Source organism: Streptomyces sp. PCS3-D2, from assembly GCF_000612545.2.
Lineage (GTDB): Bacteria > Actinomycetota > Actinomycetes > Streptomycetales > Streptomycetaceae > Streptomyces.
This window is the reverse complement of the sequence record NZ_CP097800.1, coordinates 6111534-6136676: the sequence shown is the minus strand read 5'-3', so window position 1 is coordinate 6136676 and position 25143 is coordinate 6111534. Positions and strand designations below refer to the sequence as shown.

The following is a 25143-nucleotide window of genomic DNA, read 5'->3' as shown; positions in this document are numbered from 1 at the left end:
TCCGGCACAGGGGTGTGTGTCCGGGACGCGGCTGGGTGCGGCGCAGTGCCCGGATCGACACTAGTGGTCCAGGGCGGGATGGCTGGAACTGGCCGGACTTGATGCGTAATCGCACCGTGATCGGAGCGAACTGCCTGTTCACAGGCAGGGCTCCGCAGATTCGGTCAGGGGCTGATCAATGCGGACACATGGGAAGCCCAAAGGGCCCCCTGACAGGCCCGTCGAGGGCGTGGCGCGTGACCAAGGTCACCCTGCGCAACGGCCTCATAGGGGATGGAATTTCAGCCTCCAGGCCCCCCGACGGAAGATCCTTCCGTCGAGACGCAACCCAACGCCATTCCATTCGGCACGGAGCGTACTCAGAGGATTCCGGTGCGTGGTGATGCATACCGATGTAGGTCACTGCATGCCGATGTGTCCCGTTGGGTCGGCGGGCACCGGACCGGAGTCGGTCCGGGCGGCCGGGCCGGCTCCGGTCGTCACTCTCAGTTCATGGGGGCGACGAGGGAGCGCAGGAACGCCAGGTCGACGTCCTCCAGCGAGCGGACGACCGTACGCCCCGGAGCCGGTTCGATCACGCCGACCGACGGGACGGCCACGACCTGGCAGCCGGCGGCCTCCGCGGCCGCCACACCGGTGCGGGTGTCCTCGATGACCGCGCAACGTGAGGGGTGGGCACCCAGCGTGCGGGCCGCGAGCAGGTACGGGTCGGGGTGCGGCTTGGTGCGGGCGACTTCGTCGCCGGCGACCGTCATGGTGAAGCGGTCGCGGCCGAGGGTGAGCAGGACCTGGTCGATGACCCGGCGGTGGGAGGCGGAGACGAGGGCGGTGGGCACGTTGTGCCGGGCCAGTTCGGCCAGCAGCCGCTCGGCGCCCGGCATGAGCGGGACCCGGTCGGCGATGCGGGCCTCGAAGCGCTCGTTGAGCAGGACGCTCAGCTCGGCGACGGTGATGGCGGCGCCGGTGGCCTCGATCAGGAAGCCGGCACTCCGCGTCATCGGCCCGCCGACGACCTCGTCCCGCCAGGCGTCCTCAAGCCGGTGCCCGAGCTCCCGGAAGACCTCCGCCTCGACCTCCCACCAGAAGCCCTCGGTGTCGACCAGGGTGCCGTCCATGTCGAGCAGCACCGCCTGCAGGGCCGAACCGTCGGCCGTGCGGGTGACCGGGGCGGGAACGGTGCTCGTCATGCGCGTGCCTCTCGGAAGGGACGAGAAAGCCGGTCGCCTCTTCCCGCGGGGGCACCCCCCGGGGAACAGGCGACCGGCCTGTATGGGACCGACAAGTGTACGTCGCCGGAGCTCAGCGTGCGTTGAAATACTTGGCTTCGGGGTGGTGAATCACGATGGCGTCCGTCGACTGCTCCGGGTGGAGCTGGAACTCCTCCGAGAGGTGGACGCCGATCCGCTCCGGCTGGAGGAGCTCGGCGATCTTCGCGCGGTCCTCCAGGTCGGGGCAGGCGCCGTAGCCGAGGGAGAAGCGGGCACCGCGGTATTTGAGGTCGAACATGTCCTCGACCTTCGCCGGGTCTTCCCCGCCGAATCCGAGCTCGGCGCGCACGCGGGCGTGCCAGTACTCGGCCATGGCCTCGGCGAGCTGGACGGACAGGCCGTGCAGCTCCAGGTACTCGCGGTAGGAGTCGGACTCGAACAGCCGGGCCGTCGCCTCGCCGATCTTCGAGCCGACCGTGACCACCTGGAGGCCGACGACGTCGGTCTCGCCGGACTCCTCCGGGCGGAAGAAGTCCGCGAGGCACAGGCGGCGGCCGCGGCGCTGGCGCGGGAAGGTGAAGCGGGTCCGCTCGTTGCCGGCGTCGTCGAGGATGATCAGGTCCTCGCCCTTGGAGACGCAGGGGAAGTAGCCGTAGACGACGGCCGCCTCCAGCAGGTTCTCGGTGTGCAGCTTCTCCAGCAGGCCGCGCAGCCGCGGGCGGCCCTCGTTCTCGACGAGCTCCTCGTACGTGGCGCCGCCGGCGCGGGCCTGCTTGAGGCCCCACTGGCCCTTGAAGAGGGCGCCCTCGTCCAGCCAGGAGGCGTAGTCCTTGAGCGGGATGCCCTTGACCACTCGGGTGCCCCAGAAGGGCGGGGCGGGCACCGGGTTGTCGACGGCCACGTCGGAACGGCCGCCGGGCTCCTCCGGCTCCTCGACCTGGAGCGCGGGGGTGTCCCGCTTGGCGACGCGGCGCTGCTTCAGCTCGGGCAGGGTGGCGCCGGGCACGCCGCGCTTGACGGCGATGAGGGCGTCCATGAGGCGCAGGCCCTCGAAGGCGTCGCGGGCGTAGCGGACCTCGCCCTCGTAGATCTCGTGGAGGTCCTGCTCGACGTAGGCGCGGGTGAGGGCGGCGCCGCCGAGGATCACCGGGTAGTCGGCGGCCAGCTTGCGCTGGTTCAGCTCCTCCAGGTTCTCCTTCATGATCACGGTGGACTTCACGAGCAGGCCGGACATGCCGATGACGTCGGCCTTGTGCTCCTGGGCGGCTTCCAGGATCGCGGAGACGGGCTGCTTGATGCCGATGTTGACGACGTTGTAGCCGTTGTTGGTCAGGATGATGTCGACGAGGTTCTTGCCGATGTCGTGGACGTCGCCGCGGACGGTGGCGAGGACGATCGTGCCCTTGCCCTCGTCGTCCGTCTTCTCCATGTGCGGTTCCAGGTAGGCCACCGCCGACTTCATCACCTCGGCGGACTGCAGGACGAAGGGGAGCTGCATCTGGCCGGAGCCGAAGAGCTCGCCGACGACCTTCATGCCCTCCAGGAGGGTGTCGTTGACGATGTCGAGCGCGGGGCGGGTTCGGAGGGCCTCGTCCAGGTCGGCCTCCAGGCCGTTCTTCTCGCCGTCGATGATCCGCCGCTGCAGGCGCTCCTCCAGGGGCAGCGCGAGGAGTTCCTCGGCGCGGCCCGCCTTGAGGGACTTGGTGTTGACGCCCTCGAAGAGGGCCATCAGCTTCTGCAGCGGGTCGTAGCCCTCGGTGCGCCGGTCGTAGATCAGGTCGAGGGCGGTGGAGACCTGCTCCTCGTCGAACCGGGCGATCGGCAGGATCTTCGACGCGTGGACGATGGCGGAGTCGAGGCCGGCCTTGACGCACTCGTCGAGGAAGACGGAGTTCAGCAGGACGCGGGCGGCCGGGTTCAGGCCGAAGGAGATGTTCGACAGGCCCAGGGTGGTCTGGACGTCGGGGTGGCGGCGCTTGAGCTCGCGGATCGACTCGATCGTGGCGATGCCGTCGCGGCGGGACTCCTCCTGGCCGGTGCAGATGGTGAAGGTCAGCGTGTCGATGAGGATGTCCGACTCGCGGATGCCCCAGTTCGCCGTCAGATCCTCGATGAGGCGTTCGGCGATGGCCACCTTGTGCTCGACGGTGCGGGCCTGGCCCTCCTCGTCGATGGTCAGCGCGATGAGCGCGGCGCCGTGCTCCTGGGCCAGCCGGGTGACCTTGGCGAAACGGGACTCGGGGCCGTCGCCGTCCTCGTAGTTCACCGAGTTGATGACCGCGCGGCCGCCGAGCTTCTCCAGGCCCGCCTTGATCACCGGCACCTCGGTGGAGTCCAGGACGACCGGCAGGGTGGAGGCGGTGGCGAAGCGGCCGGCGAGCTCCTCCATGTCGGCGACGCCGTCGCGGCCGACGTAGTCCACGCAGAGGTCGAGCATGTGCGCGCCCTCGCGGATCTGGTCGCGGGCCATCTCGACGCAGTCGTCCCAGCGGGCCTCCAGCATGGCCTCGCGGAACTTCTTGGAGCCGTTGGCGTTGGTGCGCTCGCCGATCGCCATGTACGAGGTGTCCTGGCGGAAGGACACGGTCTGGTAGAGCGAGGCGGCACCGGGCTCGGGCCGCGGATCGCGCGGGACGACCGCCGTGCCGCGGACCCGCTGCACGACCTGGCGCAGGTGCTCGGGGGTGGTGCCGCAGCAGCCGCCGACCAGGGACAGGCCGTACTCGCGGACGAAGGTCTCCTGGGCGTCGGCGAGCTCGGGAGCGGTCAGCGGGTAGTGCGCGCCCTCCTTGGTCAGGACGGGCAGACCGGCGTTGGGCATGCAGGAGAGCGGGATGCGGGCGTTGCGCGCGAGGTAGCGCAGGTGCTCGCTCATCTCGGCGGGGCCGGTGGCGCAGTTCAGGCCGATCATGTCGATGCCGAGCGGCTCCAGCGCGGTCAGGGCCGCGCCGATCTCGGAGCCCAGCAGCATGGTGCCGGTGGTCTCGACGGTGACGGAGCAGATCAGCGGGACCGTGACGCCGAGCGCCTCCATGGCCCGGCGGGCGCCGATGATGGAGGACTTGGTCTGCAGGAGGTCCTGGGTGGTCTCGACGAGCAGTGCGTCGGCACCGCCGGCGAGCAGGCCCTCGGCGTTGGTCTGGTAGGCGTCGCGGATCTGCGCGTAGGTGATGTGGCCGAGCGTGGGCAGCTTGGTGCCGGGGCCCATGGAACCGAGCACCCAGCGCTGCTGTCCGGTGGAGGCGGTGAAGGAGTCGGCGGCCTCGCGGGCGATGCGTGCGCCGGCCTCCGAGAGCTCGAAGTTGCGTTCGGCGATGTCGTACTCGGCGAGGGCCGCGTAGTTCGCACCGAAGGTGTTGGTCTCGACGCAGTCCACGCCCACCGAGAAGTACGCCTCGTGCACCGTGCGGACGATGTCGGGACGGGTGATGTTGAGGACCTCGTTGCAGCCTTCGAGCTGCTGGAAGTCCTCCAGGGTGGGGTCCTGCGCCTGGAGCATCGTCCCCATGGCTCCGTCGGCGACGACCACGCGGGTCGCGAGCGCCTCCCGGAGGGCGTCGGCCCTGGTCTGGGTGGCGGCGGGCGGGTTCGGCAACGAGGCCATGGAGTGCTCCCTGGGATGCGACGGCTGTCGGCTTTGCGCCCCCGCTGTGTCAGGGGCGCACGCGGCCAGGGTAACCGCGAGGCACCGGCCCCGGTGCGGGTGTCCCACGTGGCGGACTGCATTCTGTGGCGGGAACGTGGCGCGGATGTCCCGGTGACCGTACGGCGAACAGATCTCCGACGGTGCGCAAGGTCGACATCGACCGATACTGTTCAGCATTGTCGAACCACGTCAAGATGGTCAGTAGTAACGAAGGTCAGCAGGAGGCTGCGCGATGGCACGGAACATCCAGTCGCTCGAACGAGCCGCTGCGATGCTGCGACTCCTGGCGGGCGGCGAACGCCGGCTGGGCCTCTCCGACGTGGCCTCGTCGCTGGGCCTGGCCAAGGGAACGGCCCACGGCATCCTGCGCACCCTCCAGGCGGAGGGCTTCGTGGAGCAGGACCCGGCCTCCGGCCGCTACCAGCTGGGCGCGGAGCTGCTGCGCCTGGGCAACAGCTACCTCGACGTCCACGAGCTGCGCGCCCGCGCCCTGGTGTGGACGGACGACCTGGCCCGGGCGAGCGGCGAGAGCGTGTACGTCGGCGTGCTCCACCAGAGCGGGGTGCTGATCATGCACCACGTGTTCCGGCCCGACGACAGCCGCCAGGTGCTGGAGGTCGGGGCCATGCAGCCGCTGCACTCCACCGCCCTGGGCAAGGTGCTGTCGGCGTACGACCCGGTCGCGCACACCCAGGCGCTGGAGGTGGAGCGCGACGCGTTCACCCCCCGCACCGTCACCGACGCCACCGGCTTCGAGGAGGTCCTGGGCCTGACCCGGGCGCGCGGATGGGCCGCGGACGTCGAGGAGACGTGGGAGGGGGTCGCCTCGGTAGCGGCGCCGATCCACGACCGGCGCCGCATGCCCGTGGGCGCGGTGGCGGTGGCGGGCGCCGTGGAGCGGGTCTGCGGCGAGGGCGGCGAGCCCCGCGCGGCCCTGGTGGCCTCGGTGCGCGACTGTGCGCGCGCGGTTTCACGCGATCTCGGCGCAGGCCGGTTCTGACCTCCCTTTAGCAGGCTTCGGCCACCACCTGGCCCTCTTATGCCCATTTTTCGCCACATCCCGACCTTCGAATGGCTGGATTTGGCTGATCGCACCTACGGGTAACGATCCGACACATTGGCCCGACCGACCCTTGACGCGTTCTTCACCTGGGCGGAAAACTGCCGTTCATCGGTCGGCATTGTCGAACACCTACCGGCAATACGCGCTAGGATGCGACAAGGCCAAGGACCGGTGCAGCACTCACCGAGTGCGCGGAACCACCGGAGGGACCCGGTGTCCGCCCACCCCTGGACGTACGTAAGGAGTCGCGGGTGTCCAGCTCCGACATCTTCATCGGCGAGACCATCGGTACCGCCCTGCTCACCCTGCTCGGTGGCGGCGTCTGCGCCGCCGTGACGCTCAAGAGCTCCAAGGCCCGCAATGCGGGCTGGCTCGCGATCACCTTCGGCTGGGGCTTCGCCGTCCTCATCGCGGCCTACGTGTCCGCACCGCTCTCCGGTGCGCACCTCAACCCGGCGGTCACCGTCGGCCTCGCCGTCAAGACCGGCGAGTGGGGCGACACCCCCGTCTACTTCGCCGGCCAGCTGCTGGGCGCCATGCTCGGCGCGGTCCTGATGTGGATCACCTACTACGGCCAGTTCCGCGTGCACCTCGCCGACCCCGAGCACATCCGCGACGCCAAGCTCGGCCCGGAGGGCCCGCACCCGCACGACGTGGCCGGCCCCGTGCTCGGCATCTTCTCCACGGGCCCCGAGATCCGCAACGTCGTGCAGAACCTCACGACCGAGATCATCGGCACCGCCGTCCTGGTCCTGGCGATCCTGACCCAGGGCCTCCAGGACGACGGCAAGGGCCTCGGCGTCATAGGCGTCCTGATCACGTCCTTCGTGGTCGTCGGCATCGGCCTCTCCCTGGGCGGCCCGACCGGCTACGCCATCAACCCGGTCCGCGACCTCGGCCCCCGCATCGTCCACGCCCTGCTGCCGCTCCCCAACAAGGGCGGCTCCGACTGGGGATACTCCTGGATCCCGGTGGTCGGCCCGCTCGCCGGTGCCGCACTCGCCGGCGGTCTCTACAACATCGCGTTCGCCTGATCAGCACATGCCGCGCTCGTAAGATCCGCACCGCACTCCTGATTCCGCCTACTCACCAGACCTGCCAGGAGCAGCCATCATGACCAGCAGCACCGGCCCCTTCATCGCCGCGATCGACCAGGGCACCACCTCCTCCCGCTGCATCGTCTTCGACCGCGACGGCCGGATCGTCGCCGTCGACCAGAAGGAGCACGAGCAGATCTTCCCGAAGCCGGGCTGGGTGGAGCACGACGCCACCGAGATCTGGACCAACGTCCAGGAGGTCGTCGCCGGCGCCATCGCCAAGGCCGAGATCACCTCCGCCGACGTCAAGGCGATCGGCATCACCAACCAGCGCGAGACCACCGTCCTGTGGGACAAGAACACCGGTGAGCCGGTCCACAACGCGCTCGTGTGGCAGGACACCCGCACCGACGCCCTGTGCAAGGAGCTCGGCCGCAACGTCGGCCAGGACCGCTTCCGCCGCGAGACCGGCCTGCCGCTGGCGAGCTACTTCGCGGGTCCGAAGGTCCGCTGGCTGCTCGACAACGTCGAGGGCCTGCGCGAGCGCGCCGAGGCAGGCGACATCCTCTTCGGCACCATGGACTCCTGGGTCATCTGGAACCTCACCGGTGGCGCCCAGGGCGGTGCGCACGTCACGGACGTCACCAACGCCTCGCGCACCATGCTGATGAACCTGCACACCCTGGCCTGGGACGAGAAGATCGCGGAGTCGATGGGCGTCCCGCTCAACGTGCTCCCCGAGATCAAGTCCTCCGCCGAGGTCTACGGCCACGTCAAGGAGGGCGTCCTCGCCGGTGTCCCGGTCGCCTCGGCGCTCGGCGACCAGCAGGCCGCGCTGTTCGGCCAGACCTGCTTCGCCGAGGGCGAGGCCAAGTCCACCTACGGCACCGGCACGTTCATGCTCATGAACACCGGCGACAAGATCATCAACTCCTACAGCGGCCTGCTGACCACGGTCGGCTACCAGATCGGCGACCAGAAGCCGGTCTACGCCCTGGAGGGCTCCATCGCCGTCACCGGCTCGCTCGTCCAGTGGATGCGCGACCAGATGGGCCTGATCAAGTCCGCGGCCGAGATCGAGACCCTGGCCCTCTCCGTGGAGGACAACGGCGGCGCCTACTTCGTGCCGGCCTTCTCCGGCCTGTTCGCCCCGTACTGGCGCTCCGACGCCCGTGGTGTGATCGCCGGCCTCACCCGGTACGTCACCAAGGCGCACATCGCCCGTGCCGTCCTGGAGGCCACCGCCTGGCAGACCCGTGAGATCACCGACGCCATGACCAAGGACTCGGGCGTCGAGCTCGCGGCCCTGAAGGTCGACGGCGGCATGACCTCCAACAACTTGCTGATGCAGACGCTCTCGGACTTCCTGGACGCCCCCGTGGTGCGCCCGATGGTCGCCGAGACGACCTGCCTCGGCGCCGCCTACGCCGCCGGCCTGGCCGTCGGCTTCTGGCCCGACACCGACGCCCTGCGCGCCAACTGGCGCCGGGCGGCGGAGTGGACCCCGCGGATGCCCGCCGAGCAGCGGGAGCGCGAGTACAAGAGCTGGCTCAAGGCCGTCGAGCGGTCCATGGGCTGGGTCGACGACGAAGACGCCAGCTGATCCGCACCAGCTGAGTCAATCGACGAGGAGCGATAAGAGACATGAGCACCCTGCAGAGCGTCCCCGCACTGGGTACGCACCCGACCGCCGGCGCGAACGCGAGCCGTGCCGAGACCCGCGAGCAGCTGGCGAAGGCCACGTACGACCTGCTGGTCATCGGTGGTGGAATCCTGGGCACCTCGGTGGCCTGGCACGCCGCGCAGTCGGGGCTGCGGGTTGCCATGGTGGACGCCGGCGACTTCGCCGGCGCCACCTCCTCGGCCTCCTCCAAGCTGGTCCACGGCGGCCTGCGCTACCTGCAGACCGGCGCGGTCAAGCTGGTCGCGGAGAACCACCACGAGCGGCGGGTGCTGGCCAAGGACGTGGCCCCGCACCTGGTCAACCCGCTCACCTTCTACCTGCCGGTCTACAAGGGCGGCCCGGTGGGTGCGGCCAAGCTGGGCGCGGGCGTCTTCGCCTACTCCGCCCTCTCGGCCTTCGGCGACGGCATGGGCAAGGTCATATCCCCGGCCCGTGCCGTCGCCGACAACCCCGGCCTGAAGACCGACAACCTCAAGGCCGTCGCGGTCTACTACGACCACCAGATGAACGACTCCCGCGTCGCCGTCATGACGGTGCGCGCGGCCGTCGAGTCGGGCGCGGTCGTCCTCAACCACGCCGAGGTCACCGGCCTGCGCAAGACGCAGGGCCGGGTCACCGGCGCCGAGCTCAAGGACCGCCTGGACGGCACCGAGTTCGGGATCGACGCGCGCGTGGTGCTGAACGCCACCGGCCCGTGGGTGGACCACCTGCGGCGCATGGAGGACAAGCACTCGATGCCGTCGATCCGCCTCTCCAAGGGCGCGCACATCGTCATGAAGCGCAAGTCGCCGTGGAAGGCCGCCATGGCCACCCCGATCGACAAGTACCGCATCACCTTCGCCCTCCCCTGGGAGGACCAGCTGCTGCTCGGCACCACCGACGAGGTGTACGAGGGCGACCCGGCGGACGTGCGCGCCACCGAGTCCGACATCCAGCAGATCCTGGACGAGGCGGCCTTCTCGGTGAAGGACGCCGACCTCGACCGCTCGCTGATGACCTACGCCTTCGCGGGCCTGCGCGTGCTGCCCGGCGGCCCCGGCGGCGTCGAGAAGGCCAAGCGCGAGACCGTCGTCTCCGAGGGCGCGGGCGGCATGCTGTCGGTCGCCGGCGGCAAGTGGACCACGTACCGCCACATCGGCCGGGTCGTCATGGACAAGCTCGCAAAGCTCCCGGGCAGCCCGCTGACCGAGGACATGGAGCCCGTGAAGTCCCTGGTGCGCCGGATCGCGCTGCCGGGTGTCGCCAACCCGAACGCGGTCGCGCACCGGCTGCTGGTGGACCGTGAGCCCGGCACCCGGATGGACCCGCTGACCGCGCGCCACCTGGCCTCGCACTACGGCTCCCTGGCCTTCGACATCGCACGCCTCGCGAACGAGGACCCGGCCCTGGCCGAGCGGATCCACCCGGACGGTCCGGAGATCTGGGCGCAGGTCGCCTACGCCCGCGACCACGAGTGGGCCGAGACGGTCGACGACGTGCTGCGCCGCCGTACGACGGTGACCATCCGCGGCCTGGACGACGACTCCGTCAAGGCCCGGGTCGAGGAGATGCTGGCCCGCAAGGCATAGCTCTCCCGCAGGTGGGGAAGAGGGGCGGTTCCGAGGGGAACCGCCCCTCTGTCGTGGGCTGTGGCGGGTGTCCCGTCAAGGCTTAGGCTGACCCACGTACGCAAGGAACTTGGGAAGGAGACCTGGGTGATCGAGCTTGAGGGCGTGCCCGAGCTGATCGACCCGGTCATGGTGGCCGCGTTCGAGGGCTGGAACGACGCGGGAGACGCGGCCTCCGGTGCGGTCGCACACCTGGACCGGGAGTGGAAGGGCGAGGTCTTCGCGGCTCTGGACGCCGAGGACTACTACGACTTCCAGGTCAACCGGCCGACGGTGTGGCTGGACAACGGGGTACGGAAGATCACGTGGCCGACGACCCGGCTCTCGGTGGTGCGGATCGGCGGGGCCAAGCCGCGCGACCTGGTGCTGGTGCGCGGCATCGAACCGTCCATGCGGTGGCGGTCGTTCTGCAACGAGATCCTCGGCTTCGCGCACGAGCTGGGCGTCGAGATGGTGGTCATCCTCGGGGCGCTCCTCGGGGACACCCCGCACACCCGGCCGGTGCCGGTGAGCGGGGTCACCTCGGACGCGGACCTGGCGCGGACCATGGACCTGGAGGAGACCAAGTACGAGGGCCCCACGGGCATCGTGGGCATCCTCCAGGAGGCCTGTACGCACGCGGGGGTGCCGGCGGTGTCGCTGTGGGCCGCGGTGCCGCACTACGTGTCGCAGCCGCCGAACCCGAAGGCGACGCTGGCCCTCCTGAACCGGCTGGAGGACCTGATCGACATCAGGATCCCGCTGGGCGAGCTCCCGGAGGACGCCCGCGCGTGGCAGCTGGGCGTGGACCAACTGGCCGCCGAGGACAGCGAGGTGGCGGAGTACGTGCAGAGCCTGGAGGAGGCGCGGGACACCGCCGACCTGCCGGAGGCCTCGGGCGACGCGATCGCACGGGAGTTCGAGAGGTACCTGCGGCGACGGGACCCCGCGGCGGGCCCGGCCGCGGAGCCTGGCGACGGCTCGTACCTGCGGGACACGAGCGGGGGTCCGCCCCGTCCCCCGAAGCGCAGGCCGGACACCTCCGGGGAGGATCCGGAGCCGCCGGCCGGCCCGTCCGCCGGCGGGGACGAGACGCCGGACGCGTGATCCGCGGGGCGGGGTGCGGGGCCGCCGCCGTGCGGAGCCGCCCCCGCCCCGCCCTCCACCGGGTCCCGGCGGCGCCGGGACCCTCGGACAGCGCGATGCCCCCGGCCGGGACCGGGGGCATCGGCGGGCTTGGCCGCGAAGGCTACAGGGCCACGCCCAGGAGGGCGTCCACGGTCCGGGAGACCAGGCCGGGGGCCGACGCATCGTCGCCGTCGGTGGCGTTCTGCAGCTCCACCCAGCGGTCTACGGCGGCCAGGGCCGCGGGGGCGTCCAGGTCGTTCGCAAGGGCCTCGCGGACCTCTTCGAGGACCGCGTCCGCGGGGATGCCGTCCGGCCGGGACACCGCCGCGCGCCACCGCTCCAGCCGGGCCACGGCCTCGTCGAGGACGGCGTCGGTCCACTCCCAGTCCGCCCGGTAGTGGTGCGAGAGCAGGGCCAGGCGGATCGCCGCCGGGTCCACCCCGGCCCGGCGCAGCGCCGAGACGAAGACGAGGTTGCCCTTCGACTTCGACATCTTCTGGCCGTGCAGGGCGACCATGCCGGCGTGGACGTACGCCTTGGCCATCGGGAACTCGCCCGTCAGCGCCTGGGCGTGCGAGGCACCCATCTCGTGGTGCGGGAAGGCCAGGTCGGAGCCGCCGCCCTGGATGTCGAAGCCCATGCCCAGGTGTTCCAGGGCGATCGCGACGCACTCGATGTGCCAGCCGGGCCGGCCGCGGCCCAGCGAGCCGCCGTCCCAGCTCGGCTCGCCCGGACGCGCCGCCATCCACAGCATCGGGTCCAGCGGGTTCTTCTTGCCCGCGCGGTCGGGGTCACCGCCCCGCTCCGCCGAAAGGAGCCGCATCGCCTCGGCGTCGAGGTGGGAGACACCGCCGAAGTGCGGGTCGGCCTCCACCGAGAAGTAGATGTCGCCCTCCAGCTCGTACGCGGCTCCCGCGTCCCGCAGCCGCTCGACCAGCGGCACGATGCCGGGTATGGCCTCGACGGCTCCGATGTAGTGCTGCGGCGGCAGCATCCTGAGGGCCGTCATGTCCTCGCGGAAGAGCGCGGTCTCGCGCTCGGCCAGCTCGGTCCAGTCGTGGCCGTCGCGCAGCGCCCGCTCCAGGAGCGGGTCGTCCACGTCCGTGACGTTCTGGACGTAGTGGACCTGCCGCTTGGTGTCGAGCCACACGCGCTGCACGAGGTCGAACGCGTTGTAGGTCGCCGCGTGACCGATGTGGGTCGCGTCGTACGGGGTGATGCCGCAGACGTAGATGCGGGCGACGGGACCGGGGGCGAGGGTGATCGTCCCCTGGGTCGCGGTGTCGTGGATCTGGAGGTCGCGGCCCTTGCCGGGAAGGGCGGGGACCTCAGAAGCGGGCCAGGCATGCATGTGTCGAGCCTAACCGGACGGATGTTCCGGAAACGAACTGGACCTGCACTGTTGTCTTGATCAGCACTCTTGCGGTGCGGCCGGTTCTGTGCGTGTCGCCATGGCCGGTTCAGACCGGTGGCCACGGGATCGCCGGCCACTGCCCGGACGGCTGCGGGTGCTTCCCGGTGCGCAGCAGGTGCGCCACCCGGGCCCGTACGGCGGCCAGCTCGGGCTCGGTGATCAGTTCGGCCAGCCGGGTGGCGAGCGGCGCTCCCTCGGCCAGTTCCGCGGTCAGCACGGCGAGGGCCTGGCGGGCCTCGTCCGTCAGCGGCTCCCCCGCCCAGCCCCACAGCAGGGTGCGCAGCTTGTCCTCGGTGTGGAAGGTCACGCCGTGGTCGATGGCGTAGATCCGTCCGTCGGGGGCCGGCAGCAGGTGCCCGCCCTTGCGGTCGCCGTTGTTGATCACGGCGTCGAGGACGGCGAGCCGGCGCAGCCGCGGGTCGTCGGCGTGGACGAGCAGGGCGGTACGGCCTTCGCCGACGTCGGCGAAGGCCACGGGCTTCCACCCCTCGCCGGCCTCCTCGCCCTCGACGAGCGCGAGGAGCTCTTCCTGCGGGGAGCCCTCCTGCGGCCGCCGGGACTCGATCCACTGCTGGACCATGCCCTCGCCGTAGGGGCCGTCCCGCAGCACGGTGGCGGGCACCAGCCCCCATCCGGTGGCTTCGGAGACCAGATAGGCCGCGACCTCCCGCTGGGCGAGGTTCCCGTCGGGGAAGTCCCACAGCGGGCGCTCCCCCTTGACCGGCTTGTAGACGCAGTCGGCGCTCACCCCGTCGTACGTGACGGTGCACAGCAGGACGGCGTTGGACGCCTCGCGGATCCGGCCGACGACGGTCAGCTCGCCCCTGGCGAGCAGTTCCTCCATGTGCCCCCGCCCGTGCTCCCGCATGTCCCCCTGACCCGTCACGCCTGGCGCCGGTAGCCGTTCTGGCGCGGGCACACGTGCCCCTCCGGGTCCAGCGGCAGACTGCACAGCGGACACGGCGGGCGGCCGGCGTTGACCACGTCCAGGGCGCGTTTGGCGAAGGCGCGGGCCTGGGCGCCGGTGAGGCGGACCCGCAGCATCGGCGGGCCGTTCTCCTCGTCCTGGAGCAGCCGCTCCTCCGCCTCGGCGAGGTCCTCGTCGGACTCGGCGTCGAGCTCCACCAGGGCCTGGGCCTCGACGATCATCCGCTGCTCCTCGCCGTCCCAGGCCAGGGCCATGGTGCCGACGCGGAACTCCTCCTCGACGGGGACGTCCAGCGGGGCGGTGTCGGCGGCCTCCGCGGGGGCCATGGCCGGGACCGGGGCGTTTCCGCCGGTGCGCCGCACGACCTCGTCCAGCAGCTCGTCCATCCGCTCGGCCAGTGCGGCGACCTGGGTCTTCTCCAGGGAGACACTGGTGACGCGGGGGCCGGAGGAGGCCTGCAGGAAGAACGTACGGCGTCCCGGCAAGCCGACCGTGCCGGCCACGAAGCGGTCCGGCGGGTCGTAGAGGAACACCTGACGGGGCACGTCCAGTCTCCAAGTCTCGGCGGCGGGGGCGGGTATGCGCCCTTGTGTGAGCCCGTCCACCCTACTGCGCCGGGCGATCACGCCGCGCCCGCGCCGCCCCCCACGACGGCGTTCCCGGAGTCTTCGGCGTCCTTGTCGGAGGCGACCGGTTCCGGTGCGGCCGGTCGCCGCACGAGGGAGCCGAGGTCCCCGGTGTCGCCGAGCCGGAACACGAACGGGCGGGTCGGCGTGTAGCGGATCGCCGTCACCGAGCAGGGATCGACGTGGATGCGCTGGAAGAGGTCCAGGTGCATGCCCAGGGCGTCCGCGACGAGGGACTTGATGATGTCGCCGTGCGAGCACATCAGGAAGACGGCGTCACCGCCCTCCCGCTCCTCGATCCGGGCGTTCCACTCCCGTACGGCGTCCACGGCGCGCGCCTGCATGGCCCGCATGGACTCCCCGCCGGGGAAGGCGGCCGCCGAAGGGTGCTGTTGCACGATCTTCATCAGCGGTTCCTCGGAGAGTTCCGAGAGTTTGCGTCCGGACCAGTCGCCGTAGTGGCACTCGCCGATCCGCTCGTCGGTGTGGAGTTCCAGCTCGGGCCGGGCGGCCAGCAGGGGTGCCAGGGTCTCCCGGCAGCGCTGCAGCGGGCTGGTGACGGCGGCGGCGAGGGGCACGCCCGCCAACCGTCCGGGGAGCGCGGCTGCCTGCTCGGCGCCCCGCTCGTCGAGGGCCACGCCGGGAGTCCACCCGGCGAGCAGCCCTGCGGTGTTGGCGGTGGACCGCCCGTGTCGTACGAGGATCAGCGTGGCCATGGGGGCCAGCGTAGGCGCTGCCGGAGGGGTGCGGGCCCGTCGGCGGCGGGGGAGAATGTTCGGCGTGATTGTCGACTGCGCGATCTACCGGGACGGTCGCCGCGCCGAGGGTCCCCAGGACTTCTCGGACGCTCTGGACCAAGCCCGGACGAGCGGTGACGCCTTCCTGTGGATCGGCACGTACGAGCCGACGGAAGCGGAGTTCGATCACGTCCGCCGGGAGTTCGGCCTGCACCCGCTGGCGGTGGAGGACGCCCTCAAGGCCCACCAGCGCCCCAAGCTGGAGGTGTACGACGACTCGCTGTTCGTGGTGCTGAAGCCGGTGCTGTACGACGAGGCGACCGACACCGTGTCCGCGGGCGAACTGATGCTGTTCATCGGCGACTGCTTCGTCGTCACGGTCCGGCACGGCGAGGGGGCCCCGCTGACCGCCGTGCGCCACCGGCTGGAGCATGAGCCGGACGTACTGCGGCACGGCCCGACGGCCGTGCTGTACGCGGTCGCCGACGCGGTGGTGGACCACTACATCGAGGTGGCGGCCGAACTCCAGTCGGACCTGGAGGAGCTGGAGGCTGAGGTCTTCACCCCGAACGCCCCGGACACCAGGAACACGGCCGCCCGGATCTACGGTTTCAAGCGGCAGGTGCTGGAGTTCCGGCGGGCGACGAACCCGCTGCTGGCGCCGATGGAACGGCTGGCCTTCGGCGAGGTGCCCTTCGTCCACGAACACGCCCGGCCGTTCTTCCGCGACGTCGCCGACCACCTCACCAAGGCGAGCGAGTACATCGAGGGCCTGGACCGGCTGCTGTCGGACGCGCTGGCCGCGCACCTCGCCCAGACGGGTCTGCGGCAGAACGACGACGTGCGGAAGATCTCGGCCTGGGCGGCGATCGCGGCCGTCCCGACGATGGTCGCCGGGATCTACGGGATGAACTTCGCCCACATGCCCGAGCTGCGCCAGTGGTGGGGCTATCCGGCGGTGCTGGCCCTCATGGCGGGCGCCTGCCTGGGCCTGCACCGGATGTTCCGGCGCCGGGGCTGGCTGTAGGCCGGACGGACGGCACCCGTCGTGGCCGCACAGGTCAAAGATCGAGCTAGGCGTACTCGGGGCTGGTGGCGGGCCCGCCCCCGAGGGCGTCACGACGCTCGGGCATCCGCAGGTCGACCATCCGGTGCCAGCCGCTGAAGCGCTCGTATGCGTACATCGCGCGGATGCCGGCGGCCAGCAGGGCCGCCTTCGGCGCGGGCCAGTGCAGCAGCCGTCCCATGTGGTCCATCACCGCGAGGCTCACGTCGCGGTAGACGGAGATCTCGGCGAGCGCGCTCTCGCGCAGCACCCGCTGGATGGTCCGGCCGTGGCCGGCGCGGGCCAGCCGCAGCAGTTCCTCGTGGCAGTAGGCGAGGTGGTTGTCCTCGTCGTTGCTGATCATGTGGATGGCCTTGCCCACGACGGGGTGGTCGCCGAAGTACTTGACCAGCATGTCCATCTGGTCGGCGGCGCGCTGTTCGGTGACCCGGCTGTGCGCGAGGTAGACGACGATGTCCTCGTCGCTCAGCGCCTGCTGGCGACGCAGTTTGTCGTGGGCCAGGCCGATCCCGCGGCGCTCCAGCAGCATCGTGTAGTCGGTCTCCGGCGGGACGGGGACGGCTTCCAGGCCCCGTTTGCGGAGCAGGGCGTGGAAGATCCGGCCGTGCTTGTCCTCGTCGGCGCCGTGCCGGGTGATCTTGGGGGCGAGGTCGCGCATGGAGTCCGGCACCAGGGCCGCGATGCGGGCGTTCTCCCAGCCGCCCTGGGCTTCCCCGCTGGCGGCGATGGAGCAGAACAGCTGGAAGGAGTCGTCGTTGTCGACGATCTCCTGGAACAGGCTGCGGGCAGAGAGCATGCAACGAGTCAAACGCCGGTCCACGGGCCGGGCAACCGAGAGGTGGCACGACTCGCCCGAATGAACGAACCTCCCGCCCGGGCCGGTGTGCGTAACCCCGCGGGCGTCCGGCCCGTTGTGGGGTGTGTCGGCCGTGGCGGGGAAGACCCCCCGAGCCCCCACCACGGCCGCAGGACTTTCCGGCGGCAGCCGGCTCAGGCCAGGCCTGCGCGCTCCATGGCCTCGGTACCGGCGCGCAGGGCGGCGATCCGCTCGTCCAGGGTGAAGCCGGCCGGTGCCAGCGTGAGGGTGGTGACCCCGGCCTCGGCGTAGGCCCGCATCCCGTCGGCGATCCGCTCGACCGGGCCGAGCAACGTGGTGGAGTCGATCAGCGAGTGGGGGACGGCCTCGGCCGCGCCGTTCTTGTCGCCGGCCAGGTACTTGTCCTGGATCTCGGCGGCCTCCTTCTCGTAGCCCATGCGCTGGGCCAGCTGGTTGTAGAAGTTCTGCTTCCGACTGCCCATACCGCCCACGTACAGGGCGGTGTACGGCCGGAACATGTCGGCGAGGGCGGTCACGTCGTCGCCGAGCGCCAGCGGCACGGTCGGGCAGACGTCGAAGCCGTCCATCGTCAGCCCGGCCTTCTCGCGGCCCGCCCGGATGTGGGTGAGCGCGGTGGCCTCCAGGTGCTCGGCGGCCGGGAAGATCAGCAGGGCGCCGTCGGCGATCTCGCCGGTCTGCTGCAGGTTCTTCGGCCCGATGGCGGCGATGTAGAGCGGGATGTGCTCGCGCTCGGGGTGCACGGTCAGCTTGATCGGCTTGCCCGGGCCGCCCGGCAGCGGCAGGGTCCAGTGCTCGCCCTCGTAGCTCAGCCGCTCGCGCGACATGGCCTTGCGCACGATCTCCACGTACTCGCGGGTGCGGGCGAGCGGCTTGTCGAACTTGACGCCGTACCAGCCCTCCGAAACCTGGGGGCCGGAGACGCCGAGGCCGAGCCGGAAGCGGCCCTTGGTGAGCGAGTCGAGGGTGGCCGCGGTCATCGCGGTCATGGCCGGCTGCCGGGCGGGGATCTGCAGGATCGCCGAGCCGACGTCGATGCGCTCGGTCTGGGCGGCGACCCAGGCGAGGACGGTCGGGGCGTCCGAGCCGTAGGCCTCCGCCGCCCAGCAGACGTCGTAGCCGAGGCGGTCGGCCTCCTGGGCGACGGCGAGGTTGTCGGCGTCCATGCCGGCGCCCCAGTAACCGAGATTGATGCCGAGCCGCATGTTGTCGTCCCCTTACCGGTGTACCGATCAGTAACGTTGATGTGCGGGGACTGTAGCGCGCCCGAGTGCTCCACGTCAGCGCCCCAGTAGTCTCAGCGCTCATGGAGCAGAGGCATCTCGGCCGCACCGGACTGCGCGTCTCCCGGATCGGCCTCGGCACCCTCACCTGGGGCCGCGACACCGGCGAGGAAGCCGCCGCCGAACAGGTGAAGACCTTCTGGGAGGCCGGCGGCACCCTGGTCGACACCGCCGACGTGTACGGCGGCGGGGAGGCCGAGTACCTCCTCGGGCGGCTGGTGGGCGGGCTCGTCCCGCGCCGGGACCTGGTGATCGCGACCAAGGCGGGCAGCGTGCCGGACCCGGACCGGCGCTTCGACGGCTCGCGGGGCCGTCTGCTCGCCGCCTTGGACGATTCGCTGGACCGGCTGGGCACCGACTACGTCGACCTGTGGCAGGTGCACGCCTTCGATCCGGCGACACCGCTGGAGGAGACCCTGCAAGCCCTGGACCTGGCGGTGAGCAGCGGCCGGGCCCGGTACGCGGGAGTGGCCGGCTTCTGCGGCTGGCAGTTGGCGAAGGCGGCGACTTGGCAGCTCGCGGCGCCCGGGGTGCGCACCCGGATCGCCGCGACGCAGATGGAGTACTCCCTGCTGCAGCGCGGGATCGAGCGGGAGGTGCTGCCCGCGGCCCTGGACCTGGGGGTCGGCCTGCTGCCCTCCTCCCCGCTGGGCCGCGGAGTGCTGACGGGCAAGTACCGGGACGGTACGCCGGCCGACTCCCGGGGCGCCTCGCCGTCCCTGGCCGCGCTGGTGGAGCCGTACCTGGACGATGCGGCGGGCCGGATCGTGGACGCGGTGGTGACGGCGGCGCAGGGTCTGGCCGTGACCCCGCTCCAGGTGGCCCTGGCATGGGTCCGGGACCGGCCGGGGGTGGTCGCGCCGATCGTCGGCGCGCGCACGTCGGCGCAGCTCGCGGCGGCTCTGTCGGTGGAGGCGCTTAGTCTTCCGGAGGAGATCCGCCGGGCGCTGGACGACGTGTCGGCGCCGGAGCACCGCTATCCCGATCAGGACTGGAGCACGCTGTGAGTACGGACCGTCAGGCCGATCCCGCCACCGCTGCCGCGGACGACCCGGCCGGCCCCGCCGCACCGCAGGGCGAGACCGGAACGGATGAAGCCGGTACGGACGAAGCCGGTACGGACGAAGCCCGCGCCGGCTCGGACGAGCCGGCCGGGACTGCCGCACCGCACGGCGAGGACGGCCAGGGGGCGGAGCCGCCGGCGGACGGCCCGGCCGGTGGCGGTGGCCCGGCGGCGGAGCCCTCGGGGGCGGGCAGCGACGGGGTGGGGGGAAGCCCCGCGGGGCCCACCGCGACCCCCGGGCCGGAGGCGCCCGCGACGGCCGACGACACCGCTGAGCCCGCCGCGGGCGGCGGGCTCAGCGAGGCCCAGGCGGAACTGGCCGCGCAGAAGATCGAGCGGGAGCGCATCGCCCGGCGCAAGGCCGAGCGGGAGCGCCCCGTAGAGGCCGGCGCGAAGCTCAGCGGGAAGGCCGCCGACCTGCTGGCCGCCGTACGGGCCGTGGAGAGCGGCGAGAAGCCCGCCCCCGCGTACTTCGACGAGGCGCCGAGCGCACCCCGCAAGGCGGCCCCGGTGCCCCCGTCCCCGCGCCCGGCCGCTCCGGCGCCGGCGCCGGCCTCCGTACCCGCCGCCGACGTAGTCGAGGCGGTGCGCGCGGTCCTGGCCCGCGGTGGCGCTCCCGAGTCGCTGGCCGCCCCCGTGGCGGCAGCCCTGGGCGACGCGGCGGCGCAGGAGCTCGCGGAGAACCCGTGGCGGCTGCTGGCGGTCCCCGCCGTACGGCCGACGCAGGCCGACTGCTTCGCCCGCACGCTGCTGGGCGACGGGGCCGGTCCCGGGGACGAGCGCCGCACGGGGGTCCTGGTGGGCTGGCTGCTGGAGCAGGCGGGCCTGAAGGGGCACACCGCGCTGGAGGCCCCGGTCCTGGAGAAGGCTCTGGCCCAGTACGGCGTGCCGGACCCGGCCGAGGCGCTGGAGCGGGCCGTCGCGGAGGCCTCGGTGCTGGTTTTCCACGAGCCCCTCGGCCCGCCGACGGAGGAGGGCGAGGAGCAGCCGGTACGGATCCTCGTGGGCCTGGAGGGCGCCGCGATGGCCGAGGAGAGCCTGGCCGACGGCCTGGCCCGGCTGTCCGGCACCTTCGGCGGCCCGGCGGACTGGGAGCAGGCCGCCGCGGCGGCGCCGGACCGGTCTTCCGGCGAGCTGATCCGCGCGGTCGCGGGCCACGCCCTGGTCACCCACACGGGTGGTGAGGCGGCCCGGGCCGAGCCCCTCGCGCTGGCCGCGGCGGCCCGCGGGCTGGGTCTGCGGGTCTGCGTGGCCGCGCACGCGCCCGGCGGCCCGGACTCGGTGACCGTGGCCGGCCTGCTGTCCGGCCTGGAGGGGCCCGGACGGGACGCGGACGGACAGTTCCCGGTGGACCTGCTGGTCGTGCTGGACGCGCCACAGCTGGACGTGGAGGCGGCGGCCGCGCTGGTCGAGGGCGTTCCGGACGGAGCCCGGCTGGTCCTGTCCGGAGACCCCGGAGTGCTCGGCTCCGCGGGGGCGGGGCGGGTGTTCGCCGATCTGCTGGCTGCGCGTACCTGCCCGCAGCTGGTCTCCCGCACGCCGGATCCGGGTCCCCTCGGAGAGCTCGTCTCCGGCGTGGGGATCGGGGAGCTGAACCAGGTGGAGGCGCCTGGCAAGGAGGTCGTCATCGTCCCCGTGCGGGACGCCGGGGAGGCGGTGCACCGCGCGGTGCAGCTCGTGGCCGAGTCGGTGCCGCGGGCCTTCGGGATCCCGGCGGACGGCGTCCAGGTGATCGTTCCCGGGCACGGCGGCTCCGCCGGGACCCGGGCGTTGAACGCCGCGCTCAAGGAGCGCCTCAATCCCGGCCCGGGCCGGTTCGGCGGCTTCGACCCCGGCGACCGCGTGGTCCACGTGCCGTCCCCCGGCCGGGCCCTCCCGGCCCGTGTGGTGTCGGCCGACGCCCAGGGGCTGCACCTGGACCGTGCGGGCGCGCCGATCGTGGTACCCAAGGAGCTCGTCGAGTCCCAGGTGCGGCACGGCTGGGCGGTGACGGCACATCAGGCGGTCGGCGCGCGCTGGCCCGCCGTGGTCGTGGTGCTGCCGGGTGACGCGGCGCAGGCGCTGTCGCGGGACTGGGTCTACACGGCGTTCGGTCGGGCCGAGCGGCACCTGTCGGTGGTGCACGGCGTCGACCAGGCACTGCCGCGCGCGGTCGCCGAGGTGCTGCCCAAGCCGCGCACGACGCGGCTGGCGGGTCTGCTGAAGGCCCTCGCAGCGGCGGGCGAGCACGCGGAGCAGTAGTCGGCCGTGTCCTCCCGCCCCGGGGCGGGAGGACACGGTGGCGGCCCGCGCCCGGAGCGCGGTCCCGGAGGTCAGGCGGGAGCCAGGCCGGGCCGGGCGGTCTCGCCCTCGCCTTCGGCGTCCTCGAACCCGTCCACCTCCTCGTCGAAGACGGAGCTGACGTCGAACCGGTGCAGGACGTCCTGCGGGTCGATGTGCCCGAAGGGCGAGCCCAGCCACTCCCCCGGTTCCGCCATGTCCTCCGAGGCGGCGATCCAGAGCGTGGAGTCGCCCTCCTCCAACCCGAAGTCCTTGGAGCGGGAGGCGATCTCGTCCGGTTCGTACTCCCCGAAGATCACACCGAGGGCGTCGGCGGTGCCGCCGTCGCGGACGAAGTCGGCGTCCCGGTCGTGCGCGGCGACGCGCTCGGCCTGGGCGATCATGCGCGCCGGTTCGACGACGGCGTAGTCGCGGCGGATGAGCACGCTGAAGGCGGCGGGTTCGGCGGGGCCGGTGTACGGGACGCCGTCCTCGGGCGTCGGGATCTCGAAGGGCGTGACCTCGTCGTAGCGGTCGTAGAGGAGTTCGTCGTACTCCTCGGCGGCGGCGGCGAGTTCGTTGAAGGCGGCGTAGACGTCCGGATCCTCGTCCCCGATCCTGCGCTCGACCGCGGCGAGGTGGCGGTCGAGCGCGGCCTTGACCGCCTCGGCGGCGGCGCGGACCTCGGCAACAGTGGGCAGAGCGGCATCAGACATAGAGCAGACGCTATCCGTAGCGGGGCTCTGCCCGCACAATAGATGCGATGCCGGAATACGAATTTGTCGACGTGTACGTGCCCCGCGGGGTTCCTCGCAAGGAAGCCACCCGCCTGCTGACCGACCATGCCGAGTACGGGAACTGGGAGATCGACCGGCTGAGCCTGCACCGGGACGGCAGCCGCCGCGTGCGACTGCGCCGCCGGATCATCCGTCAGGTCCGCGCCACCTGGTGAACGCGGGCCCCGGGGGCGGGGCCCGCGTGGTGAGCGACCGTCAGGCGGCGTTCCGGGAACGCCGGTAGAGCACGGTGCCGGCCAGCAGCAGGCCACCCGCGATCGGGAGGCCCGCGGTCAGCACGTCACCGGATCCGGTGGCGGCGAGGCCGGGGGTCACCTCGGTGCCGGTACCCGTGCCGGGGTGCGTGACGGGGGTGACGGAACCGGTTCCGGGGTTGCCCGGGTTCTCAGGAGTTCCGGGGTTGCCCGGGATACCGGGGTTCTCCGGGGTACCGGGGCTGCCCGGGTTCTCCGGGGTACCGGGGTTTCCGGGGGTTCCCGGGTGGTCGTCGCACGGTTCGTCGCCATCACCCGGGTGACCGGGATTCCCGGGGTGACCGGGGTGGCCCGGGTGACCGGGGTGGCCCGGCCTGCCGTGGCCCGAGCCGTTGGCGCAGTGGTTCCCGAAGGCCGGGTTGAGGCCTCCCACCACGGTCACCGTGTTCCCGCAGGCGTTCACCGGTGCGTCAACGGGCGCCTGGACAGCGTTCCCGGACAGCAGGCCCGGAGAGTTCTTCGCATGCCCCGCAGCCCCGGAGTCCGCGTGTGCGTAACCCCCGCCCAGTGCGAGGACACCCCCCGCGGCAGCGATGGTGATCAGGGTCTTCCTGGTGACCTGTGCCGGTCGTCGCATCTGTACTCGTCCCCTGGTGTGTACGTGTCGGTCGGGGCCCGCAGGGCCCGACCGTCCAGGCTCCCCCGCCTGGTACGCCGATGAGTGGTTCTGGTTCCGGACCGTAAAAGCCCGGTGGCCCCGGAGCGCTGGATTGCGTTCCGGGGCCGAAGACTTCAGACGCGTCAGGCGTTGACGCAGGTGTTGCCGAAGGCCGGGTTCAGCAGGCCGATGACGGACACGGTGTTGCCGCAGACGTTGACCGGGACGTGAACCGGGACCTGGACGACGTTGCCGGACAGGACACCCGGGGAGCCGATGGCCGCACCCTGGGCACCCGCGTCGGCGACGGCCATACCCGCACCCGCGAGAACCAGACCACCGGTGGCAGCCGCAGCGGCGACAACCTTCTTGAGCATTGTTCCTCCTAGTAGGCAAAGTGCGGTCCCAGCCGCGGACCGCACCACCTGTAACGAGGAGGGATCACCGGGGCTACGAGCGTATGAGTGCATTCACTCTTCCCAGTGGAATGCGCACACCTTCTCGAATCTCAGGCGTTGTCGATGAACCGGTCGAGCACGCGCACCCCGAACTTCAGACCTTCCACCGGAACCCGCTCGTCCACACCGTGGAACATGCCGGCGAAGTCCAGCTCCGGGGGCAGCTGCAGCGGCGCGAAGCCGAAGCAGCGGATGCCGAGGTCGTCGAAGGACTTGGCGTCCGTGCCGCCCGAGAGCATGTACGGCACCGCCCGCGCGATCGGGTCCTCCGCCTTCAGCGCGCCCTGCATCGCGTCCACCAGCCGGCCGTCGAAGTCCGTCTCCAGCGCCCTGTCGCCGTGCACGTCCTCCCGCTTCACGCGGGGGCCGAGGATGCGGTCCAGATCGGCGAAGAACTCCTCCTCGTAGCCCGGCAGGAAGCGGCCGTCGACGTGGGCCGTGGCCTGGCCGGGGATGACGTTGACCTTGTAGCCGGCGCCGAGCATCGTCGGTGCCGCCGAATTGCGCAGGGTCGCGCCCACCATCTTGGCGATGCCGCCGAGCTTGGCGAGCGTGGCGTCCATGTCGTCCGGGTCCAGGGGGGTGCCGAGCGCGTCGGAGAGCTCGTCCAGGAAGGACCGTACGGTCTTGGTCACGCGCACCGGCCACTGGTGGCGGCCGAGCCGGCCCACGGCCTCGCACAGTTCCGTGATGGCGTTGTCGTTGTTGGTCATGGAGCCGTGGCCCGCGGTGCCCTCCACCGTCAGGCGCATCCAGTGCATGCCCTTCTGGGCGGTCTCCACGAGGTAGAGCCGGAGGTTCTCGTTCACCGTGAAGGAGAAGCCCCCGACCTCGCCGATCGCCTCCGTGACGCCCTCGAAGAGGCCCGGATGCTGGTCGACGAGGTGCCGCGCCCCGTAGATGCCGCCCGCCTCCTCGTCGGCGAGGAAGGCCAGCACGATGTCCCGCGGGGGCTTACGGCCGCTGCGCATCCGGTCGCGGACGACGGCCAGCGTCATCGCGTCCATGTCCTTCATGTCGACTGCGCCGCGGCCCCACACGCAGCCGTCGGCGATCTCGCCCGAGAACGGGTCGTACGTCCAGTCCGCGGCGTTCGCCGGAACCACGTCGGTGTGCCCGTGGATCAGCAGCGCGGGTCGCGAGGGGTCCTCCCCCTCGATCCGCGCCACCGTCGAGGCGCGCCCCTTGTGCGATTCGAAGATCTGCGGCTCCAGCCCGACCTCGGCGAGCTTCTCGGCGACCCACTCCGCCGCCTTGCGCTCCCCGGGGCCCGAGTGGTCTCCGTAGTTGCTGGTGTCGATCCGGATGAGGTCCCGACAGAGGTCGACGACCTCGTCCTCGCCGGAGACGGTCTTGCCCGCGCTCGCCTGGCTCACGCTGCTTCCTCCCACTGATCCACGCAGTACCGAACATTCCCATCCTCCCGCCCCGGGCCGCTCTCCCCAAGGGCGCTCCTCGGCCGTCGGGGGGTGC

Annotated in this window: 21 protein-coding genes; 9 read left to right on the top strand and 12 right to left on the bottom strand. The window is 71.8% G+C overall.

The genetic code is table 11. From position 1 onward, the window contains the following. Window positions 1-485 precede the first annotated feature (485 nt). Together AW27_RS27435 and metH are read right to left on the bottom strand one after the other, a co-directional pair. A complete protein-coding gene (locus AW27_RS27435) occupies window positions 486-1187 on the bottom strand; it encodes an HAD family hydrolase (protein WP_037925781.1) in 702 nt (233 codons plus the stop codon). A gap of 112 nt (window positions 1188-1299) precedes the next feature. After that, complete coding sequence (gene metH, locus AW27_RS27430; RefSeq protein ID WP_037925779.1) at window positions 1300-4812, bottom strand: methionine synthase; 3513 nt, start codon at window positions 4810-4812, stop codon at window positions 1300-1302. Window positions 4813-5086: 274 nt separating this feature from the next. Between metH and AW27_RS27425 the strand changes: the two genes are divergently transcribed. The 5 genes from AW27_RS27425 (at window position 5087) to AW27_RS27405 (ending at window position 11331) form a co-directional block, all read left to right on the top strand. Then, entirely contained in the window at window positions 5087-5854 is a 768-nt protein-coding gene (locus tag AW27_RS27425) for an IclR family transcriptional regulator (RefSeq protein ID WP_037925777.1), read from the top strand. A gap of 314 nt (window positions 5855-6168) precedes the next feature. Next, window positions 6169-6951: an MIP/aquaporin family protein gene (locus tag AW27_RS27420; RefSeq protein WP_037925775.1), complete on the top strand. Its 783-nt coding sequence runs from the start codon at window positions 6169-6171 to the stop codon at window positions 6949-6951. A gap of 79 nt (window positions 6952-7030) precedes the next feature. Next, window positions 7031-8557, top strand: a complete 1527-nt coding sequence (gene glpK, locus AW27_RS27415; protein ID WP_037925773.1) for a glycerol kinase GlpK — start codon at window positions 7031-7033, stop codon at window positions 8555-8557. A gap of 41 nt (window positions 8558-8598) precedes the next feature. Continuing rightward, on the top strand, window positions 8599-10206 hold the full coding sequence (locus AW27_RS27410) for a glycerol-3-phosphate dehydrogenase/oxidase (RefSeq protein WP_037925771.1): 1608 nt from the start codon (window positions 8599-8601) through the stop codon (window positions 10204-10206). 126 nt (window positions 10207-10332) lie between these two features. Further along, window positions 10333-11331 (top strand): PAC2 family protein, encoded by a 999-nt coding sequence (locus tag AW27_RS27405; RefSeq protein WP_037925769.1) that lies wholly within the window; start codon window positions 10333-10335, stop codon window positions 11329-11331. Between the two features lie 142 nt (window positions 11332-11473). Here the strand turns inward: AW27_RS27405 and mshC are convergent, their stop codons facing one another. The 4 genes from mshC to AW27_RS27385 form a co-directional block, all read right to left on the bottom strand. Further along, window positions 11474-12703, bottom strand: a complete 1230-nt coding sequence (gene mshC, locus AW27_RS27400) for a cysteine--1-D-myo-inosityl 2-amino-2-deoxy-alpha-D-glucopyranoside ligase (RefSeq protein ID WP_037925768.1) — start codon at window positions 12701-12703, stop codon at window positions 11474-11476. A 109-nt stretch (window positions 12704-12812) separates the two neighbouring features. Further along, on the bottom strand, window positions 12813-13685 hold the full coding sequence (locus AW27_RS27395; RefSeq protein ID WP_370466588.1) for an SCO1664 family protein: 873 nt from the start codon (window positions 13683-13685) through the stop codon (window positions 12813-12815). Beyond that, window positions 13649-14239 (bottom strand): DUF3090 domain-containing protein, encoded by a 591-nt coding sequence (locus AW27_RS27390; protein WP_037925764.1) that lies wholly within the window; start codon window positions 14237-14239, stop codon window positions 13649-13651. Before AW27_RS27390 ends, AW27_RS27395 begins: the two co-directional genes overlap by 37 nt. A gap of 77 nt (window positions 14240-14316) precedes the next feature. Then, complete coding sequence (locus AW27_RS27385) at window positions 14317-15036, bottom strand: histidine phosphatase family protein (protein WP_037925762.1); 720 nt, start codon at window positions 15034-15036, stop codon at window positions 14317-14319. Window positions 15037-15091: 55 nt separating this feature from the next. On the opposite strand from AW27_RS27385, the gene AW27_RS27380 reads away from it, so the two are divergent. Further along, window positions 15092-16084 (top strand): magnesium and cobalt transport protein CorA, encoded by a 993-nt coding sequence (locus tag AW27_RS27380; protein WP_037925760.1) that lies wholly within the window; start codon window positions 15092-15094, stop codon window positions 16082-16084. A gap of 46 nt (window positions 16085-16130) precedes the next feature. On the opposite strand, the gene AW27_RS27375 is transcribed toward AW27_RS27380, so the two are convergent. Together AW27_RS27375 and AW27_RS27370 are read right to left on the bottom strand one after the other, a co-directional pair. Then, complete coding sequence (locus AW27_RS27375) at window positions 16131-16919, bottom strand: hypothetical protein (RefSeq protein WP_037925758.1); 789 nt, start codon at window positions 16917-16919, stop codon at window positions 16131-16133. Window positions 16920-17113: 194 nt separating this feature from the next. Then, a complete protein-coding gene (locus AW27_RS27370; protein ID WP_037925756.1) occupies window positions 17114-18163 on the bottom strand; it encodes an LLM class F420-dependent oxidoreductase in 1050 nt (349 codons plus the stop codon). A gap of 101 nt (window positions 18164-18264) precedes the next feature. Here AW27_RS27370 and AW27_RS27365 point away from each other — a divergent pair, with 101 nt between their 5' ends. Together AW27_RS27365 and AW27_RS27360 are read left to right on the top strand one after the other, a co-directional pair. Beyond that, window positions 18265-19248, top strand: coding sequence for an aldo/keto reductase (locus AW27_RS27365; RefSeq protein WP_037925754.1), 984 nt, complete (start codon window positions 18265-18267; stop codon window positions 19246-19248). Further along, window positions 19245-21545: an ATP-dependent DNA helicase gene (locus AW27_RS27360; RefSeq protein ID WP_078556851.1), complete on the top strand. Its 2301-nt coding sequence runs from the start codon at window positions 19245-19247 to the stop codon at window positions 21543-21545. The genes AW27_RS27365 and AW27_RS27360 overlap by 4 nt, the downstream gene beginning before the upstream one ends. A gap of 71 nt (window positions 21546-21616) precedes the next feature. Here the strand turns inward: AW27_RS27360 and AW27_RS27355 are convergent, their stop codons facing one another. Beyond that, complete coding sequence (locus AW27_RS27355) at window positions 21617-22279, bottom strand: hypothetical protein (RefSeq protein WP_037925750.1); 663 nt, start codon at window positions 22277-22279, stop codon at window positions 21617-21619. Window positions 22280-22326: 47 nt separating this feature from the next. Between AW27_RS27355 and AW27_RS27350 the strand changes: the two genes are divergently transcribed. After that, complete coding sequence (locus AW27_RS27350) at window positions 22327-22515, top strand: DUF5703 family protein (protein ID WP_030037337.1); 189 nt, start codon at window positions 22327-22329, stop codon at window positions 22513-22515. Window positions 22516-22555: 40 nt separating this feature from the next. Here the strand turns inward: AW27_RS27350 and AW27_RS27345 are convergent, their stop codons facing one another. From AW27_RS27345 to AW27_RS27335, 3 genes are all read right to left on the bottom strand, one after another. After that, window positions 22556-23191: a chaplin gene (locus AW27_RS27345; protein WP_037925748.1), complete on the bottom strand. Its 636-nt coding sequence runs from the start codon at window positions 23189-23191 to the stop codon at window positions 22556-22558. Between the two features lie 164 nt (window positions 23192-23355). Continuing rightward, a complete protein-coding gene (chpH, locus tag AW27_RS27340) occupies window positions 23356-23589 on the bottom strand; it encodes a chaplin ChpH (RefSeq protein ID WP_037925746.1) in 234 nt (77 codons plus the stop codon). A 131-nt stretch (window positions 23590-23720) separates the two neighbouring features. Further along, window positions 23721-25046, bottom strand: coding sequence for a M20/M25/M40 family metallo-hydrolase (locus AW27_RS27335; protein WP_037925745.1), 1326 nt, complete (start codon window positions 25044-25046; stop codon window positions 23721-23723). Between the last annotated feature and the right edge of the window lie 97 nt (window positions 25047-25143).